General features: G+C 64.7%; 12 protein-coding genes and 3 pseudogenes. 6 read left to right on the top strand and 9 right to left on the bottom strand.

Annotation, left to right across the window (positions count from 1 at the left end; all coding sequences use genetic code 11):
* Positions 1–45 precede the first annotated feature (45 nt).
* From E5671_RS01365 to E5671_RS01380, 4 genes are read left to right on the top strand one after another with little or no spacing between them, the layout of a single operon-like run.
* A complete protein-coding gene (locus E5671_RS01365; RefSeq protein ID WP_160501999.1) occupies positions 46–762 on the top strand; it encodes an ATP-binding cassette domain-containing protein in 717 nt (238 codons plus the stop codon).
* Between the two features lie 5 nt (positions 763–767).
* On the top strand, positions 768–2,294 hold the full coding sequence (locus E5671_RS01370; protein ID WP_160502000.1) for a hypothetical protein: 1,527 nt from the start codon (positions 768–770) through the stop codon (positions 2,292–2,294).
* On the top strand, positions 2,254–2,505 hold the full coding sequence (locus tag E5671_RS01375) for a hypothetical protein (RefSeq protein ID WP_160502001.1): 252 nt from the start codon (positions 2,254–2,256) through the stop codon (positions 2,503–2,505). The genes E5671_RS01370 and E5671_RS01375 overlap by 41 nt, the downstream gene beginning before the upstream one ends.
* Positions 2,506–2,545: 40 nt before the next feature.
* On the top strand, positions 2,546–2,989 hold the full coding sequence (locus tag E5671_RS01380; protein WP_160502002.1) for a hypothetical protein: 444 nt from the start codon (positions 2,546–2,548) through the stop codon (positions 2,987–2,989).
* 104 nt (positions 2,990–3,093) lie between these two features.
* On the opposite strand, the gene E5671_RS01385 is transcribed toward E5671_RS01380, so the two are convergent.
* Genes E5671_RS01385 through E5671_RS01395 form a run of 3 tightly spaced genes read right to left on the bottom strand, consistent with a single transcriptional unit; the run spans position 3,094 to position 6,106 of the window.
* Entirely contained in the window at positions 3,094–3,495 is a 402-nt protein-coding gene (locus E5671_RS01385) for a DUF6009 family protein (RefSeq protein ID WP_160502003.1), read from the bottom strand.
* Positions 3,492–4,997, bottom strand: coding sequence for a DNA primase family protein (locus E5671_RS01390; protein ID WP_160502004.1), 1,506 nt, complete (start codon positions 4,995–4,997; stop codon positions 3,492–3,494). The genes E5671_RS01385 and E5671_RS01390 overlap by 4 nt, the downstream gene beginning before the upstream one ends.
* Positions 4,994–6,106, bottom strand: a complete 1,113-nt coding sequence (locus tag E5671_RS01395; RefSeq protein WP_160502005.1) for a bifunctional DNA primase/polymerase — start codon at positions 6,104–6,106, stop codon at positions 4,994–4,996. The genes E5671_RS01390 and E5671_RS01395 overlap by 4 nt, the downstream gene beginning before the upstream one ends.
* A gap of 1,699 nt (positions 6,107–7,805) precedes the next feature.
* Between E5671_RS01395 and E5671_RS01400 the strand changes: the two genes are divergently transcribed.
* Positions 7,806–8,495 carry an ANTAR domain-containing protein gene (locus E5671_RS01400; RefSeq protein WP_160502006.1) on the top strand — a complete coding sequence of 230 codons (690 nt, stop codon included), beginning with the start codon at positions 7,806–7,808 and terminating at the stop codon, positions 8,493–8,495.
* 269 nt (positions 8,496–8,764) lie between these two features.
* On the opposite strand, the pseudogene E5671_RS01405 reads toward E5671_RS01400, so the two are convergent.
* A pseudogene (locus tag E5671_RS01405) lies at positions 8,765–9,014 on the bottom strand (winged helix-turn-helix transcriptional regulator); the annotation flags it as partial.
* 50 nt (positions 9,015–9,064) lie between these two features.
* Here E5671_RS01405 and E5671_RS47255 point away from each other — a divergent pair.
* A pseudogene (locus E5671_RS47255) lies at positions 9,065–9,389 on the top strand (alpha/beta hydrolase); the annotation flags it as partial.
* A 72-nt stretch (positions 9,390–9,461) separates the two neighbouring features.
* Here E5671_RS47255 and E5671_RS01415 read toward each other — a convergent pair.
* The 5 genes and pseudogenes from E5671_RS01415 to E5671_RS45850 form a co-directional block, all read right to left on the bottom strand.
* Positions 9,462–10,219: pseudogene (locus tag E5671_RS01415) on the bottom strand (IS5/IS1182 family transposase).
* Between the two features lie 2,488 nt (positions 10,220–12,707).
* A complete protein-coding gene (locus tag E5671_RS01420; RefSeq protein WP_160502007.1) occupies positions 12,708–13,181 on the bottom strand; it encodes a hypothetical protein in 474 nt (157 codons plus the stop codon).
* A 398-nt stretch (positions 13,182–13,579) separates the two neighbouring features.
* Entirely contained in the window at positions 13,580–14,020 is a 441-nt protein-coding gene (locus E5671_RS01425; RefSeq protein WP_160502008.1) for a hypothetical protein, read from the bottom strand.
* A gap of 493 nt (positions 14,021–14,513) precedes the next feature.
* Positions 14,514–15,398: a ParA family protein gene (locus tag E5671_RS01430; RefSeq protein ID WP_237329986.1), complete on the bottom strand. Its 885-nt coding sequence runs from the start codon at positions 15,396–15,398 to the stop codon at positions 14,514–14,516.
* A gap of 900 nt (positions 15,399–16,298) precedes the next feature.
* Positions 16,299–17,483: a transposase gene (locus E5671_RS45850; RefSeq protein WP_336605616.1), complete on the bottom strand. Its 1,185-nt coding sequence runs from the start codon at positions 17,481–17,483 to the stop codon at positions 16,299–16,301.
* Positions 17,484–17,985: the final 502 nt, after the last annotated feature.

Here is a 17,985-nt window from a genome sequence, read left to right on the forward strand (position 1 = left end):
GGGGACCGTATTGACCAACGGATTCGATAGAGGAACAACGCGAGAGTGTCTCTCCTGGATGTCAACAATGTCAGCTACTCCTACGACGGCGTCGTCAACGTCCTGTCGGAGGTGTCCTTCACGGTCGAGGAGGGCACGATCGTCGGTCTCGTCGGGCCCAACGGCTCCGGCAAATCCACGCTGATCAAGAATATTTTCGATCTCGTACGCCTTCAGTCCGGGTCAGTCAGGATCGGCGGCCATGAGCACGCCGGGCCCGAGGCGAAGCTGCTGGCCATGTATCTGTCCAGCAACGACTATCTTCCCGAGTTCCTCACCGCCCGCGAATACATTGCCATGGTGGGCAATCTGTTCGGCCTCCGTGTTGACCACAATGAGGCCCTTGGCCTGTTCGGCAAGTTTTCCATGGACGGCCGCTACGACGACCTCATCGAGGACTACTCACACGGCATGCGCAAGAAGACGCAGTTGGTGTCCGCCCTCACCATCCGCCCGCCGCTCATCATCATTGACGAGACTCTCAACGGCATCGACCTGGAAGCACTGCGCTTCGCCGAGAAGGAATTCAGCCGAGCCCGCGGCGAGGGCCGCGCGATCCTGCTGTGCACGCACGATTTCGCCGTGCTGGAGCGCCTGGCCGACAGGACACTCTTCGTTGACCTCGGGCACGTGGTGTACGACGAGCCGACGAAGGACCTGGTCAAAGAGTTCGGATCACTGGCCGCCATGGTGTACGACTATCTCGAAGCGTCCCAGTGGTGACGGCGGTGCGGCTGAGACAATCTGCGGCCCTGGCCCGGATGCTCCTCGTCTTCTTCCGCCGCCGGGTGCTGCGGGCTGGAGCTCTGAAGTCCTTTTCGGTCCGGGTGTTCGTGGCCGTGGCGGCCGTTTTGCTCCTGGGCGCCATGTGCACCGCCTCCTACCTGTTCCTGCGTCCCCTGGCGGGCCAAGCGGCCGTGTGGCGGCTGCTGTTCGACGCCTCGACGGTGTCCCTTCTGCTGTGGGTACAGATCGCGTTCCTGTTGGTGAAGGTGTTGTTCATCAATGCCGAAGGGATGCTCCAGCTCAGCTACCAGCTGCCGGTCACCAACCGGGAACGCACGACGGCGTTTCTCATGTACGAAGCCGCGATGACCGCCATCGTGGCCGCCGTCGGCCTGTTCTCCCTGGCCGTGAGCGCGCTGGTCCTCCTCGGCCCGTCCGCGGTCGGCTACATCACCGCCTCGATCGTCCTGCCCGCCGCCCTGGCCTACCTGGCGCTGTCCGCCCTGTATCAGCTGCTGACCCGGCTGTGGATGCTGATCGGGCTCAGCGGCATGGCCGGCCTGCTCAACGTACTGGCCCTGTTCGCGGTGCTGGCGTACTACAGCGTGCAGATGACCTCGATGATCCAGGGCCTCTCCGGCGCGTACCTGGGCCAGCGGACCGACTACACGTGGGTCACGTCCACGTCCTGGGCCTGGAACGAATACGGGCCCTGGACAGCTGTGGCCGCCACGACGGCGTTGTCGATCGCGCTCCTGGCCGTGACCTTCACGCTCGCCCCCAACCAGCACCTACGCCAGTCCCGCTACCTGAAGCTTCCCGGAAGTGTGCGGCTGCGAGGCGTGCTTGGGCCCTACGACTGGTGTCTGCTGCGCAGCGCGCAGACCGTGGCGACCGCCGCCATGGCACTGGCCCTGTTCGTCTACCTGTTGCTGGCCAAACCTTCCGTGAACCCCCTGTGGGGCCTCTCCGTCCTGTCCTTCGCCGGCCTCTACCATTTCACCGCCACCCAGAAGCTGCGTGCGCTGCCGGGCACACAGGAGTCGGCTTGGCGGATCTATACGCGGCTCATCAGGGCGCAGTTGGTCCTGCTCGTCGTGTTCGCCGTGCCCGCCCTCGCGATCGCGGTGGGCATCGACCCGGGCCGGCTCCTGTCCAGCGGGGTGGCTTTGGCATCCTGCCTGGGCGGAGCGGTCGTGAGTACGTGCATCAGCATCGTGTTCCCGGCGGAGCGGGACAACCCTCTCTCTGTGTTCCTGGGGCTGTCGGTAGTCCTCATCGTCGCGAGCGTGGCAGTGATCGGGCTGGGCCTGCTCAGCCTCCCGCCCTGGGCGGCGGTGGGCTGCCTTCCCGGAGCTGTCGTCGCGTTCGTCTGGTACGCGGTGCAAGGAATCCGCACGAGTGAGTCGAGGAGACAGCATGTTCCAGGCACGGTCGGTAGTGAAGTCCGTCATCGGGGCCGCACTGCTGACGCTGGTCACCGTAACGGTGTCCCTCCTGACCCTCATCTTCTCCACCGGAGCCGATAAGGCCGTCGCACGCCAGGCGTTCTTCGGATCGTTGGTCTTCGAGACGGTAGAGAAGGACAACGGGGCTCTGGCCATCAGCGCGGGCGTCGAGAACCCTGCCCCGCTCATCGTCCTGTTCCTCGTGCTTACCGCTGTCCTGACGATGATCCAGGCCATATACCGGGGATTGAAACAACGTCGTGAGCGGCTCCTCAACGCATCCAGCAGCTGACCTGAAGGTCCATAGGGTCGTCTGGTCAGTAGTCGTACAGGTGTGGCCGCTGCTGGCGTTCGCCGGTGTCCTTCTGGCGACGGCGCTGGTCTGGATGGCGCACTCCGGTGACCCGGTCCCGGCCTCTCTGACATGGATGCTGCTGATCAAACCAGCCGCCATGGGCCTGATTGCCTCGTTTGCGCTGCACGAGTCGGCTCATGTGCTCGTCCTCAAAAGGATCCGCACGGTCACACACATAGCGATCGAGCGGACCGTGTGGCGTACGTCGGTGATCCCTCAGGGGACCATGACCGCAGGGCAAACGGCGGTGGTAGCCCTGGCCGGGCCGGGGGCCTGCGTCACAGTTGGCGCGCTTTTGTGGATCTCCGGCCTCGACCGGTCCTTGGCCTGGTGGCACCTCATGCACATCGTGTTTCTGATGCCGTTCTTCGGCGACGGCCAGGCTCTGTGGCACAGCGTCCAAAAGGCGCTGTCAGGTTGAATACCTGAAGGTCTGCATCCGTCAGTCCTTTGGTGCCGAGCGAGCTGCACGGTCAGGTCCCGCGGCTACGCTGCGGGCCCCCTCACGCGCCGTCGGGGCCTGGGCTAGTGGGGAAGGGTTATGCCCAATTCCCGCATCGCGGAGGAGAGCGGGCCGCCTTCGGACCGTTCCGTCTTGCAGCCCTTGCGGCCGGGGGCCAGGGTGCGTGGGTCGACAGCCTCGGCCGGTGCTCCCGTGGAGTAAAGACCTTGGGGCTCGGCGTCTCGATCGTGTGGCAGGAGCCAAAACACCCGTCGGCGGAAAGTTCCCGACGAACGAGAAGGTTTCGCTGCCGGCGCGAGCAAGGCGTAGCCAACCATGCGGCCGTCGCGGTGGTATGGGGGACGGCTTCGGCGGTTGGGGAGCCGGTCGAGGCTCTGCCGGACGTAGTCCAGTTCGGTGGTGTCCTCAAGCCAGACGAGTTCGGCCTCGTGGCTGATCTCGTCCTCTGCGATGAGGGCGCTCATGCTCTCTCCTCGTCGGCAAGCAAGCCGATCCCAGGGTAATACTTCCGCTGATTGGACAGGATCATCTCCTTGGGCGAGGTGAGTCCAACCACATCACGGACCCGGGCAGCGAAGGCTCGGGATGAAATTGCGGGCGCACCTTCATTCTGACACCAGGACCGGTACACGGCGTAGAGGTGCGCCTGTTCCTCGCGGTGGGCGGGGTGAAGGGTGCAGCATTCGCTGAGGAAGCGGCCCGTGTGGTCTTCCGTTTCCGCATAGGCGTTGGTGGCGATGCGCACCCGTTCAGGGCCGGTGAGGTCCTTGTCCCCGCCGAGGTAGCGGCGCGCGCCGTCGATGAGCCAGTTAAGGATGCCTGGGCCTTCCTCTGTGACGAGGATGTCCGCCAGGTTGTCGATCTTACGGTTGTCGGAGACGACGCGTTCGAAGGGGATGAGGCGCATGCGGCGCCAGAACGCGAAGCCGCCGGTGCCGACCTCGGGCCGGTGGTTGCCGAGCAGCCAGAGATGGTGCGTGGGCGCGAAGCTGAAGAAGTCCTGTCGCATCCGGCGGGCCTTGATGCGGTCTCCGCCGGTGAGCAGTTTGACGCGGGCTTCATCGAACTTGTCTCCCGGTTTGACCTCGCTGCACACGATGACTCGGCGGCCATGGAGTTCGGCCAGGTCTGTGGGGTGGCCTTCATAGGGGCGCGCCATGAGGAAGCCCGGTGGGGCGGCATCGGCGTAGTCCCCCAGCAGTTTCATGAGAACGTCCAGAAGGACGGACTTGCCGTTCTTGCCCGAGCCGAACAGGAAGGGCATGACCTGGCCGCCGACGTCGCCCGTGATGGAGTACCCGAGGAGGACGTGCAGGAAGTCGATCATTGCCGCGTCTTCGGGTCCGTCGCCGAAGGTGTCGGTGAGGAACCGGCTCCACCGCGGGGTGGGCATGGACTGTGGCCCGGCCGAGGTGGAGTGGGAGTGGAAGTCCTTGTTCGGGTCCGGGGTTCGGACCAGGCCAGTTCGCAAGTCGACGATGCCCGAGGGCGTACAGAGGGCGTACGGGTCGGCGTCGAGCAGTGAGGCGTTGAGGACCATGCCAGGGGCGGACTTGGCTTGGGTCAGCATGGCGTTCATGCCGCTGGTGCTGAGCGCTCGGCGCCGGTGTTGCTGTAACGCGGTCGTGGTGTGGAGTCCGCGGGGATCGGTGGTGGCGATGCTCTCTGCCAGGTCTCCGGCGGCCCACAGGACGGTGTCATCCTCGTCGATCTGCCAGCGTGCACTGTCCCAGCGGTACCAGCCAAGACCGGGCACATGCCGGTAGTCGTTGGCGTAGAGCTTGACGAAGAGCTTGGCGTTGCCGCGATCAGTGAGGGTGTCTGGGAGCAGTCCGCCTGACGTGACTGTCCCTGAAGAGGCGGGCACCCTTTCTTGCGGGGGGGCAGATGTCTGATCCAGGATCTGCGCCGCCACAGCTCGGGGATCGAATCCGAGAAGGATGTCATCGTTCCCGTTGAGGGTCATGTGCGGCTTCCAAGGAAGAGGGGGCGCAGGGATCCAGCGCTCATGCCGCTGCTGATGATCGAGTGGGACCGGCGTTCCTGCCCGGGGCGTGCGAGATCAGCGGACGCCTTGAGGACTTGTTCTGCCTCGGCCTCGGTCATGTGCCCCGCGGCGACGAGGCCTCCAGCGGTATACGCGGCGCGGTTGAGCTTCTCCGAGAAGGCTGCCCCCTCTGGCATAGCAGAGCAGTCGGCAACGTCTGCCAGGACCATGGCAAGAGCCCGTGAGGCAGCGTTTCCGCCGCCCCCGGCGGCGACAACTGCCTGTCGGGCGCGGGGTGGTACCGGGCGCGGAACAGGGGTGTGGAGGGAAGGAATATGGCCGGTTCGCCCTAATTCCCCGGCTAACCAGTCGGGCAGGGGTGCCGGCTCTCGGGTGCCGCTGAGCGGGGTGTAGGTGCCAGCATCGGTGACGGTGCCGGGGGCGACGATGTAGCCCCCGTGCGCGCGGACATCAACCTGCCAGGCAAGAGCCCGGTTGGGGCTGGAGCCAGTGGAACACTGCCATCGCTGGCCGCCTTGGGTGCGGTACCACACATGGAGCCCTCCGGACGGGGTGCGCACGCGCAGAGTCGTTTCATCGTCAGCCGGGCTGGCGGCGTCTCGCAGGGCAGCCAGGACTGCAAGAGTGTGGAAGCCATTGGACAGCCCTGTGAGATCGACGCGGTCGGCGATATTGATTCCAGGCAAGACTCGGTCCCGAGCTGGCAGGGGCAGGTGGTGCACGTCAATGTCGATGATCACGAGTCCTGCAGGGCCGCAGGCGACTCCGACGCCGAAGTCGGGATTATTACCCCACCACTGGTCAATGCGGTCAGGGTTAAGGGTAGCGGCGCGGAAACCGTGACACCAGCGACCCTGGACGAGACAGGCGCACCCGGTGCTGGAGTGGCCGTGCTGACGGCACGCTTCACAGTTCCCCGCAGGGGTCTTGCGGCCCGGGGCCAGCGGATGGACAGGCCATCCGTTGCCCGCACACCACTTGGCAGTGGCCAGCAGCGGCGCAGCGGTTAACGAACCAGGGGCTCTCTCGGTTGATTCGCTGCACGAAGGCCGCAGCTCAGGAGCCATGCGGTCCCCCCCATCAGCGACTGAAGCGACTCAATGACGGGTATAGATTAGCGAACCCTTGGGGCTGGAGTGTGCATCCGGGGAGAATAGCGCTGGACGTGCCGTCGGTCGCCACACAGCGACTGAGCCGTCGATAAGACAGCGACGGGAGACCCTTTGGTCGCTGTCGGACAGTCATCGACAAGCTGCAGGTCACAGGGCCAGGGGCGACGCAACAGCGACTCAAGCGACTGAGCTTCTCTGTATATGACGCACACGCACACCCCGGGAATGTCTTCATATATGGCAAGCCACAGTCGCTTGAGTCGCTCCGGTTTCGTTGAGGCGCAGCCTGACCTGCAAACTTGCCCGCCTGACGCGGAGCGACCGTGAGCCGGCCCAGTCGCTGCCGTTGAGTCGCTGTCCCGGCGGGGAGCGCCGATGGCAGCCGATCTACCAGCGCTTCCCCCACTGGGAGCCGCCACGTATGGCGTTGCACTCCCCCGCTTCGTCGGAGCCTGTCGCCTGACGCCAGCACAGGAGATGTGCCCCAACCGCACGGGACGGAACAGTGTCCAACGCTCGCTGGAACGGTGCCTACGGGATCCGATCTGCATGGGTGAAATGCCATGTACGAACCAAGTCAGAGGCCGCCCGCTCAATCCGCGGGCCTGCCGCGTAAACGGCGCCTGCCGGTTGCCGGCGCGAGACGACCAGCAGGCTGCATTGCCCGTGAGTTCAGCCCTCCTCCCTCAACAAAGAGCAGGTGTCACCCGGTTCTGCGGCGCTGGGTCTTAAACGCATTAAACAGGTTTCCTGGCCATTGAGGTTCCCCAGCCGTACCCCACGCCCGTTAACTCTTCATTCAAGCAGAGAATAGAGGATGTGATCCATCTCTAGGGGGCTTCTGAATTTGAGTCAACAACCGCTTCCATATTCGAATATATGTTCATGCGGGGCTAGGCTTTGACTGAACCGTGCTGACCACATCTGGAATAAACTATTCCCTTTTCACTGCCCTACGGCAGCGCGTCGCCATAGGCAAAAAAAGAGGCTGCCAATCACTGGACCTTGAGGAGTGCACTGGCTCGGCAATCCCGAACTTCGACGAGACGAGCCAAGGCTACGGACCATTGCAACCACGGCGGATGCCCCTCGCGGCCATCGGCGCCACCATGTTCAGATCCTGATCGTCCATCTGCTCCACCAAGGGAAGCTGAGAAATTGAAACGTCTCATTTGCCTGACTGGGCATCAAGTGCACGCAGGGGCGCCCCCAAGGCGGGGCCCGCCCCGGCCACCAGCTACCTTCCCCACCAAAGACGAAGCCACCCGCGACACCCCTGCTTTGCAGCGGATCTGTTCGCCTCAGGCGTGCTCGTACTCCACGCGGGAGGAGAGCCCCGCACGCCTTCCTTCGCGAAGTTGCGGGAACACGGGAACTTCGGGAACACGCCCTCCCTCTCGTATTCAACTCAGCATGCGACGGCGGTCAGATGCCGACACTCTTGCCTGCACTCTCGTCGCTACCTACACCGCAGTGCGCCTCTGCGGCATTCACTCGACCCTTACGCCTCGCCGGGGCGGGTGGGACGGACTGCGTGAACAGGCCTCAGGATGCTCACCCTCGGCAGTCGCCAAATGCGTATTTCCCGCGCTGGCCAGTATGTTTCCGTCGGGTGGGAGAAGGCGATTTTCAGGTGTGTCCGGGGTGACGCCTGATGTCTAATTTCACCGTGACCGACTTCATGGCCCCTTTGGGGCCGGAAGGTCCAGGTCCGTCGCCTGAATGGTTGCAGCGTTGCGCTGCCCTGCTCGATGTGGACGGTGCAGCAGTTTCGTTGGGCCGGGGCCTCACTGAGTTGGTGTGCTTCAGCGATGAAAAGAGCGCCCGCCTGGACGACTTGCAGTTCACTCTGGGTGAAGGGCCGGGAGTGGACTCTGCGGAGAATGGTGCTCTGTACCTGGTCGGCGATCTGCAGCAGGATCCTGGCATGAGATGGCCGGTGTTTGCGTCTGAGGCGTCGGCGCAAGGTGTGCGGGCGGTGTTCGCCTTTCCGCTGAGGCTCGGTACAATCCGCCTCGGGACGCTGGTGGGGCACCGGGGCACGGCCGGACCGATAAGGAAAGAGGCGGTCTCATACGGCTTTACTATCTCCGATGCGCTTGCCTTGTTCGTCCTGGCGTATGAAGCACCGGCCAATGAGGGCGGCCGCACCCAGCGGTATTCCCCGTTCGGCGATCTACGCCGCGCGGTGGTTCACCAGGCGACTGGGATGGTCAGTGAACAGCTGGGGCTGCCCCTGCCTAACGCATTGGTGCGGATCCGCGCTTACGCTTTTGCCCACGGCCAACCGATCATGCTTGTTGCCCGCGGCATCGTCGATGGGCGAGTACGTCTACCCAGCTAGTACCGGGTTCCTCGAAGGGTGTGCCATTCCGGGGCCGTAATAGGCGAGTTGATGGTGTTGGTCTCCCCGGATGCAGCGTCTGGCGTGGGCGTTGCTGGCTTGCGAAGGCGGCTTTGCGGCAGATGCGCCGCCAGCGTTCCTGCAGGTTGGGGTCTGAGGACCGTCCGTGCCAGATCTCGGCTGCCGTGACGGTAGAGGTCCGGACGGCGGCCGACGCCTTCAAGCGAGTACCCGAGGCACCAGTACTGAGCGCGAAACCGGCCTGCCTATCACTCATCGACCTCTTGGTCGGCGGCTACGTTGGCGCGGCCGACCTCGGCCGTGTCCTCCCCCGGCCCAGGTCCGCAGCCCCGCGAGCGCGACTTCCAGAGACAACCCGAGGCCGGTGAGTCGGTACAAGACTCGTGGCGGCACGGTCGGTTGGACCCGGCGCGACACCAGCCCGTCGCGGGTGAGGCTTCGCAGTGTCACGGACAGCATCTTCTGCGAGAGACCGGGCATCCGGCGTCTCACAGAAGATGTGAATAAACCTGCCGTCCGCCCGGAAGGCGGACGCAGCTGCACCGGCGAGGTCCCGCCGCGTCCGGCGCCTGGTCGTGATGAGGGCTCTGCTCGGCCGCCTGCCAGGAGCAGAACACGTCTTCGCGGACGGCCCCCGTGGTGGTTCGGCTTCCATGCCGCCCCTGGCCTCGCCGAGTCCGTCCTGGCCGGCAGCGAAGCCCCGTACATCGACTTCTTCGTCGACTCGGGGACGCTCGGGCGAGGCGTACCCGACGACATACGTCCGCGCGGCCTTGGTCCACGCGTACACCGCCCTACCCACCAGTGGCGCAGCAGCTCCAGGACGCCGTCGCGACAGCTCGGCTGACCATGCCCACCATGACCATCGGCTCTCCTTGCTCCTTTCCGAGCCGCCGAGCCGCCGAGCCGCCGATCTGGCGATGTGACCGGAGCGGGGCCGAAGGATCACGGTCGGCGGTTGGGGCGTTCGTCCCAGCGGAGAGTTGTCCAGGACCGCCGGATCAGGCCACGCATCGTGATGAGTGTGGCGGCGAGGTCGAAGAAGGCATCAATGACAGTGACGCGACGCTCGTAGCTCCGGGCGAGACGGTGAAAGGCGTTCTGCCACGCGTGAGTGCGATTGACGTGCCCACGCAGACTCGCCTGAGTGGGCGTCTTCTCCGCCTTGCGCGCGATGCGTCCGTGCAGGCCGCGTGATGGTGTCGGGCAATGGACCGGGACCCTCCAAATGTTTCAGAGTCGGGGCAAGCAGTGGAGAATCGTGGCGTTTGGCACCGGCCAGGACGCGGCCCAGCGGAATGCCGTATCCATCCGTCATGCCCGAGCGCTTCCGTCCCTGTTTGCCGCGGTCGACCGGTGAGCGTCCGGCGGCCTACCCTCCGCCAGGTGCCTTGGTGATCGCTCCGTCGACGGAGATCTGGTCGAGGTCGAGGCCGACGATCCGGTCGTAGGGCTCCAGGGAGAAACGCCCAGTCGTATTCACTCGTCGCGGCGGCCGCGGACTGTGGTGGCCGAGCAGATCGTGTCAGCGATCGCTTCGTAAAAACAGCCGAATCGCAGCAGTTGCAGCATCTGTCGAAGAGGATGCGGTCGCTGATGCGCCGGCGGTGGCAGCCAAGCGGATGGTCCGAGTGGTACACCGGCCGCTCGGCCAGCAGCGCCGCGAATTGGTCCCAGAGTGGTTCAGGCAACCATGATGGCAGCGCGGGCTCAGATCCCCCTCAGTGATCACAGTGCATCGCAACTCCATGATTGCTGTGACCTGTCACCGTTCCGCAATCGACGTCCCCACCGCACCTATTCGCGCAACCTCTACGCCGTCTGGCTTCTCTTCGGAGACAGGGGCCCCCACAAAGCGGGGCGTTGGCTCGCCTGCGTAGAGGCCGCGGCGAGCTCCACCGCCCGGTGACGGACACAGAACGGTCGGCCGAGCAGAGCCGGACGGCCGCAGGGGACTCCGCCGCAGCCCACGCACGTCGTCGCCCTATGTCGCTGTTTCTCCTCACCATCGGTGGATTCGGTCAAATCGTCCATGGCCTCTTCGCGGCACAGCCTGCACAATCCATCTTCCGTAGCCCGACCTACGAGGAAGATGCGAGCACCGCAGCCGCCGCAGGTACCGCGGGCCGGGCCGGAAGCTTCGCGAGACGCAGAGGCTTGGAGCCCTGTCCCTCCGCCATCCGTCACTTCCTTGTGCTGGCATGGCGCGCACGCCCCGGACGGGCCGGGCCGACATCCGTGGTCGGGGCACAGAGGTTGTTCCAGCCCCTGGGCGCGCCGCCGGGATGCGGATTTCTCGGCGGTGATCTGAGCACATGCGTCGCACGGGCGGCCAGTTGACCACATCACCCCCGCTTCGCAGTCCAGGTGCCCGCACCCCCAACGGGGCAGAGCTACGCCAAGGAGCCAGCGGCCGACATCCCGGATCTCTGAGGTCGTGACTTGGGTGAGGCGGGTGGTCAGGCGGTGGCGGAGGCGGGAGGGGTCCATCCCATCGCGCAACTGACGGCCGACCTCTCGGGCGATCTTGCGCTGGACGTACGAGTTGTTCACGCCCTTGAGCAGCCAGTGCACGGGTTCCAGGACGGCGTGGATCTGGGCGCTGAAGGTCAACGGGGGCCCGTCGTAGGGCAACCGAGGTGGTCCCCCTCCCCTGCTGGACCTCTGGTGTTGGCGCGACTGAGGGGAGGAATGGCTGTGATCACCCGCGCGTAGCGCGAGAGTGCCCGCTGTCGGCGGGAGAGCTGAGGCGTCTGGCGCTTTTCTCATCGGTCCAGCGGCCCCAACTACCCGAGTTTCGCCTACGGCGGGTGAGGTACGCGCTCCCCCGTCATCAGGTCGGACAGTCTTAGGGTCTTCCTTATTCGCGAGCCATCCCTCACCAACTTGTGCACCCGATCCCTCATCAACAACAGGAGGGATGCAGGCATCGGCTGGCGATTCGTGTGGTGTGCCAGGCACTGGTTCGGTGCGCCGAAGGGCGACGCTGGGAGGGATCGAGTGCGCGATGTACTGGTGACGGCCCTGCGCTCCGGCTCGGCGCTGCACTGTCAACCAGCCTGCTGCCTCGAGCCCATCGACCACTCCCCCCGCCGCCGCCGCGGTCAGCATCTGACCGGCTCGCTGGCCCGAAGAATGGCGCAACATCCCGGCGAGCTCTAGCAGGGTCAGTGGCATCTGCTGCGTCTGGGCGTACATCAGGGCCGCGTACGCGCGCAGTTGTCGGGGTGTGAGATCTTCAGCTGCTGCTACCGGTAGCCACACGAACCGCTCGGTGGGAGACATCGGGCGCACCCGCCGTCGCGCCGTTGTGCCCGAACCGCCGGGCAGTGAACGCCGGGTGTTCTGTGGCAGTTCCACCACCCCGTCCGGAGCCGGGCGGCGCAGCAGTGCGATCCCGCGCTCGACCGACGCCTTCGACATCCCCAGATAGTCCGCCAGCCGTGCGGTGCCGGCCGTGCATCCTTCGGGGCGCCGCGCGAGGGCCTTGACCTTGACGTAGACGGCCAGGGCGACGTCGCTGTAGAAGGGGGAGGACACCAGCCGCCATGGCACCCGTACGCGTTGACGACGCTCCGGCTCCTGTGGGACCGCGGAACTCCTGTGCGGCTGATGGGGCGCACCAGAGACAGGCGTCTCTTCCGCCACGGAAGTCACCAGTGCCTCCTGGCGGCGCGGGTGGCCATCCTCCAACCCCGCTGCAAGGCAGCAGGTGGTGCGCAATCGATCGGCGGCTGGTCGAGGCGTGGCATGTCCAGGGCGCGCACGGCGTGCGGTCGGCCGGTGGGCAGGGTGTGGCGAGGGCGGCGCGTCGTGTGGTCAGCGGGAGGGGCGAGGGAGACCGTTTGAGCCGATTCAGGAGTCAGTTGTGACACGACTGAGCCAGCCCTCGTGTGGGTAGCTATGATGTGCTCCAGACGAGAGTGAGGAAGGGAAACCCTCACCGCGACTCGGTGCCCGGCCAGGCGATCGCGAGTTCGGTGAGAGAGGTATTCAGTTAGGAGTTCTCTGGCTGGGTATCGCCTCCCCTCGACTATGCGAATGGCCCGGGATCAGTGGTCCCGGGCTGTTTTGCTGTGCGCCGTACGCCGGATGTCTGGGCGCGTAGGGACCGTGGCGGGGTGCTTGCTGCTGCCCTAGGGAGAACGGCAGCAAGCACCCCGAGGATGTGTGCGCCTTGCGGCGGCCTGGTCAGGCGGCGTTCTTACGGCCCGAGGCGCGGCGTCGGCGGGCTTTGAGCTGCGTTATGGCATCGGGCAGTTCGGCGACCCACATGCCGATGGGAATCCGCATGGCGACGCGTCCGCTGAGATGCGCGAGGTCGAACGCGGCGCGCTCGGCGGGCGTGGTGACCAGATGGACCGAGTCCTCCAGGACCCAAAGGACCGTCTCCGGGGTCGTCTTGGTGTCGGACACGGCCTGTCGCGCGGCCTCGACGGCGGAGGACTGCCACAGCTCAAGGTCTTGACGGGCACTGCGGGGGCGGCGCGTGCCAGGCCAGACGATCTGGGAGACGAACGCGTAGACGCGCAGCGCAACGACGGCGTCCTCGAAGTGGGGTTCGTGCAGAACCCCCTGGTTGCGTGCCTTCCAGGCCCATGACTCGCTCAGACCGGCCGCGGTGGCCACGGCGCTGGTGCTGAGTTGGTCGCTGCTTAGCGACATCGCTCGACTCTCCTGACAAGGGTATTGATTGTTGTCACACCCTAGCGCAGAACAGCCCAGGATTTCTGGCGTCACTAGAACTGCGGCGTGTCGCCAAACCAGCCAAGTCGGCTCGGAAGCCCCTATTTTGAGGGCCTTTCAGGAGAATGACGATCGACTGTCACGAGTGATAGCTCTAGTGTCACATGGCTTGCAGGAGCGCATGACAGGTCGTCAGTTTGTTTGATCGTTCGTCATATCGTTGGTTAGAGCGCTGCATGTAAGACAACAGCCAACGCAACATTCAACGTTGCAGCCAGTGATGCAGCCAGTGATGCAACAAAAAGGCGGCGGGCGCCGACATCGTCGTGCGCCCACCGCCGTGCTTGACGCCCACCCCCAGAGAATCAGGTGCGACGTCAGTTGGACCGGCGCCGCCTCTCGGGCCGCTGCAGCGCGCCATCCGCGTGCAGCGCCTGAAGGTAACGTTCCACCAACGCGGAGACCACCAACGTGCCTCGGCGCCCGTAATCCCTCTCCTGCAACGTCACATTGAGGGTCGACACCAGCTCAAAGGCCTGACGGCCCACTCGGTACGACGAGGGCTGGGTCTTGTCCGTGTCCCAAATCCGCTCCCCCGCGAAATCCTGTGCCATCGCGATGAGTTCATCCACATCATCGGGCGCACTGCGCAGCGCCGCGTCGAGATAGTGCCCGATCGCCAGCTGGGAGTTGCCGGTCGTACGGCGGTCAGCATTGATCCGGCTCTTGAGGTCTGCCAGCACATCGGGGGTGATCCGGAAGCCGTACGCCTGCCACGACCTGGAACGCAGCTTGGCATCGGCGAAACTCTCGTGCACCGCGGCATGAGCCCAGCCACTTCCACTGCGCCTTCGGGCGCGGGGTGCCGCGGCAGGAACGGCGGCCCCTCCCCTGGGCTCCGCGGCACCCGCCTTCGGCGATGCCGAATCTGACGAAGAGGCGGACTTCTTGCGGGGTGCCTTGACCTCAGAGGGTGCTGCCGACGGGGAGGTGGAGGACGCGTCTGCGCCGTCCCCCGCCGACCGTGTGCTGGGGTCTGGACCGGATGCCGCGCCGGACTGGGTTGCGGGCGCAGAAGCCGATCCCGTGGCGGGATCGGCTTTCGATGGCTGCGGCGGGAGATGGGAATCTTCACTGGTCTTGGAGGGGGCCGGTACTGGTGAAGGGGCAGGGGCGGCCGGTTGAGGTGGTGCCTGTCCCCCACCAAGGAACGAGCGCCCGGCCACATCGTCAGCACCCGCGATGAGCCCCTGCACAAGTGAGGCACCGGCTGGCTTGAAGGTCTTCTTCGCTTTTGAGCGGGGCTTGCTCTCACTCACCCGGAGCCTCGCTCTCGATGCGTTCCGGCATCTCCCACTTCTCACGAGGCTGCTGGATACGCTCAACGATCTGCCCCATCAGCTGGCCGTACATCTTGCCCGGGCCGTGGCTCGCATACCGGATCACCGACGGAACCCCGAAGGCGAAGGAATCGCTGATCCGGTTGTCCGTGCGGATGTCGGTGATGAACGGGGCCAGGTCGTTGTCGAGCAGGCCGTTGCGCACGTTGACCTCTTGGCTCTTCCACCTGGAAGGCGGGTTGGAGCGGTTCAGGACGGCGCCCAGGAACTGGGGATCGCACTCTCCACCCGTGCGGTCCTTGACGTATCGGACGGTGCCGCGCGTGGCGGCAGCACCCTTGAGGGCCGGGTACTCGGGGATGGAGACCGTGATGACGTAGTCCGCTGCTGCCAAGGCCGTGGCAGAGAGAGAGGACACTGCCGGCGGGGTGTCGATGATGACGAAGTCGAAGAAGTCTTCGACGTCAAGGAGTATCCGCCGCAGGATCGGGGTGGACTGGTACCCCTTCTTGTGGATGAGGTCCTGAGCGGCAGTCATCGTGGATTCTTCGCAGGCGAGCAGATGCAGAGTGCCGGCGTCCTCGAACTCGCTCAGGAGCTCGCTGCGGTCGAACCACAGATTCGAGAGGTCCATGCGCATGCCCTGCAGTCGGGCCTGGATGATCCACCCCAATGAGCGGGCGAGTTGGTCCTCCCCCGAGAGATTGACGCCCACGGCCGTGCCGGCCTGGGCCTGGGGGTCTAGGTCGACAGCGAGCACGCGTGCGCCGGCGAGTGACAGCCCGGCAGCCAGATTGACCGTCGTGCTGGTCTTCCCCACCCCTCCCTTTTGTGTTGCCACGGCGATGACTTTCATCGCGTGTCCGCCTCTCTCCAGTGAGTCATCCGATTCCACAAGTGCACAGGTGTCACCAGGAGTTTGAGTGACGATGCCGACGACTTCCCCCCGGGGTGAACAGCCGATTTGGCTTGTTCGCCCGAGTGTGTCTGCTGCCTTGTCTCGTCAAACGCTCTAGTGACACGGGATATCACGGCATGACGATAACAGGAGTTGCTGCGCGAGTCGGGTGTGACGCGCAGGATCGGCCCTTGCCCCGTGCCCTCTCCTCTATGTCGTCGTTGTGGGTGCGCTTGGCGACGGCGGGGCCACGCGCTAGCGCTCGAGCGGTGGCACCCAGTGGCACCGGAGCCAGCAGCTGGACGCTCGGCGGGATCGAGGGCTTGATCGCTTCTCACTCTGGTAGAGCAGCAGCACGCTTGTGCGCTCAATCGTCGGCATGACCGACGGTGACGGGGATGGCTTGCACGATGGTTGGGCCCGCGGTATGTCCGTGAGCTGAGGAGCGCGGACGATCGTTTGAGCGCTAGCTCCTCGGTACTTGTGATGGCCTGATGGTGCGACAGACGGTGAGAGCGCGTGGTTGACAGAGCCACAGATAGGACGCTCGACCGGTAGACGAGTTGATTGTTCGGCGGAGTGATCGATAACAAGATCGATCGCTACAGAGAGCGCGCGTGTCGTAGTTCGCGCCATCGGTACATCCATCGCTCGATGCATCGATCAGTTGTTAGGCACAAAGTCCGCTCGATCCATACAGGGAGAGAACGACAGATGGATATGTCGTTCGAGCGCTCGTTGGACAAGAACATCGTTTGATCGCTCGATAGACGCATACATGCGTCGCTGCAGACATCGTGTCAGCGATCGCTACTGCCAAGCAGCTATTAGATGTTCTTTAAGAGGTTTGGTAGTTGGCTACTTCCATCCATACATGGTTTGTTGCAGCGTTGCAGATAAACCTGCAAGAGATGTTCTTTCATCTGTAGCAGGTAAGAAAACATTAGTCGTAGCGACAGTAGAGACATACATAGAGAGAGTAGTTGATTCATTGGACACAATATTTACTGAAACATGAGTTGTTGCAGTCATGCATGCATGTATCGTTGTACGCGCAACTCTCTGACCAGCAATGATGCATCTTGGGGTGATCGCCTGTTGTTCAGCGGGAAAGCCGCAACAGGCCTGGCGGCGAGAGGTAGCGAAGACGCGCGACTGAACCACGTCTCCGACGACGGCCTGGCTATCAAGCTGGGGAGGAAAGGGCGGGCCCCTGAAGGGCCTCGCCGCAAGGATCGAAGCCAGCCCACTCTCCCCGTCTTGGACAGTGACCGCCAGGCGGTCTCGAGGTCGGAACCGATCTGGGCCCGACCACCCCACACCCTCCTGTCCAGCTGCAAAGCCATCGAGAACCGCGCGTCGTGATGGAGGCACTGCTCGGCCGCCTGCCAGGAGCAGAACACGTACGAAGCCCCGTACATCGACTTCTTGGTCGACTCGGGGCGCACACGACGCCGGAGGCGGCATGCTCCGTGCAAAGCTCGAAGAGAGAGCCGCCTGGTTTGGGCAGACGTAGGGGTGGTGTCTCGGCAGCTGCCACTCTTGCAGATCGCCCACACCGGCTGGGTCATAGTCGGGGAGAAGTCCCCGCAGGGCAATCGGTGGACGTATATCGGCTGCGACACGGTGCATGACCGTGGTCCCGAGGCAGCTTCCCGCGTCGGTGGCCTGGGTGCGGTACTGGATACTGCGGAGACCGTGGTGGAGTGCTCGGTTGAAGGTGTCGGGATCGTTGAAGTCTCTGCTGGCCCGGGTTGTTCCTCGCAGTACCGACCAGATGCCCTCGACGCGTCTGAGGTCGGGGGCATACGGCGGGAGACAGAAGAGCGTCAGCCAGTCGTGGGCCTCGGCGAAGGCTCGTTGCCGGGCGTCCTTGTGCACGTTGAGGCTGTCCCAGGCCAGGACGATTGGTCCGCGGGCTGTTGGTGGGCACAGGCAAGGAGGTCGCGGTAGCGCTCCAGGTGAAGATGCGCCACTGAGTGTCGTTTGCTCTTCCGCGGCCAATGTGGCAATCGAGATCCATCGTCGTGGACGGCCTCGCACCCGGGCTACTTGGAGTGCAGCCGCGCCTGGACCAGGTCCTGCGGGTCGGCGGCGTCAACGAGAGCCGGCTTCGTCCTCGAAGACGAGCCAGGCTTTCGGGGCCGCCGCGGCGGTTCCACTTGGGGGCAGGTTTCCTTCGCTCAGCCGGTGATTGCGTCCTCGTCGCACTCGTTTGCATGGCGGGCAGGACCTGGTGCGAACAGCCGTGCCGCCGCAGCATCTGGGAGTCCCCGACTGCGTCACGGTCCTTTGGAACCGCCGCCCGATCAGGGACTTGATCCTGGCCAAGGTCCAGGTCTGGTCGCTGAAGCCATGCGCAACCGGGGCTTTGTCCGACTCCTCCTCCAGCGCGGCGAACGCAACAGCCGTAGACACCCGAAAGCTTGGCCAGCGGGCCTGCGTGGAAGCATCGTCCGGGAACTGAAGAGGTGCGTACCGCATTGTCCGGGCGCACGGCACAGGTCGCGCGCTGTCGCTACCCAGCAGACCCGTTCCTTGTGCA

Origin of the sequence: Streptomyces sp. BA2, from assembly GCF_009769735.1 — a bacterium.
GTDB lineage: Bacteria > Actinomycetota > Actinomycetes > Streptomycetales > Streptomycetaceae > Streptomyces.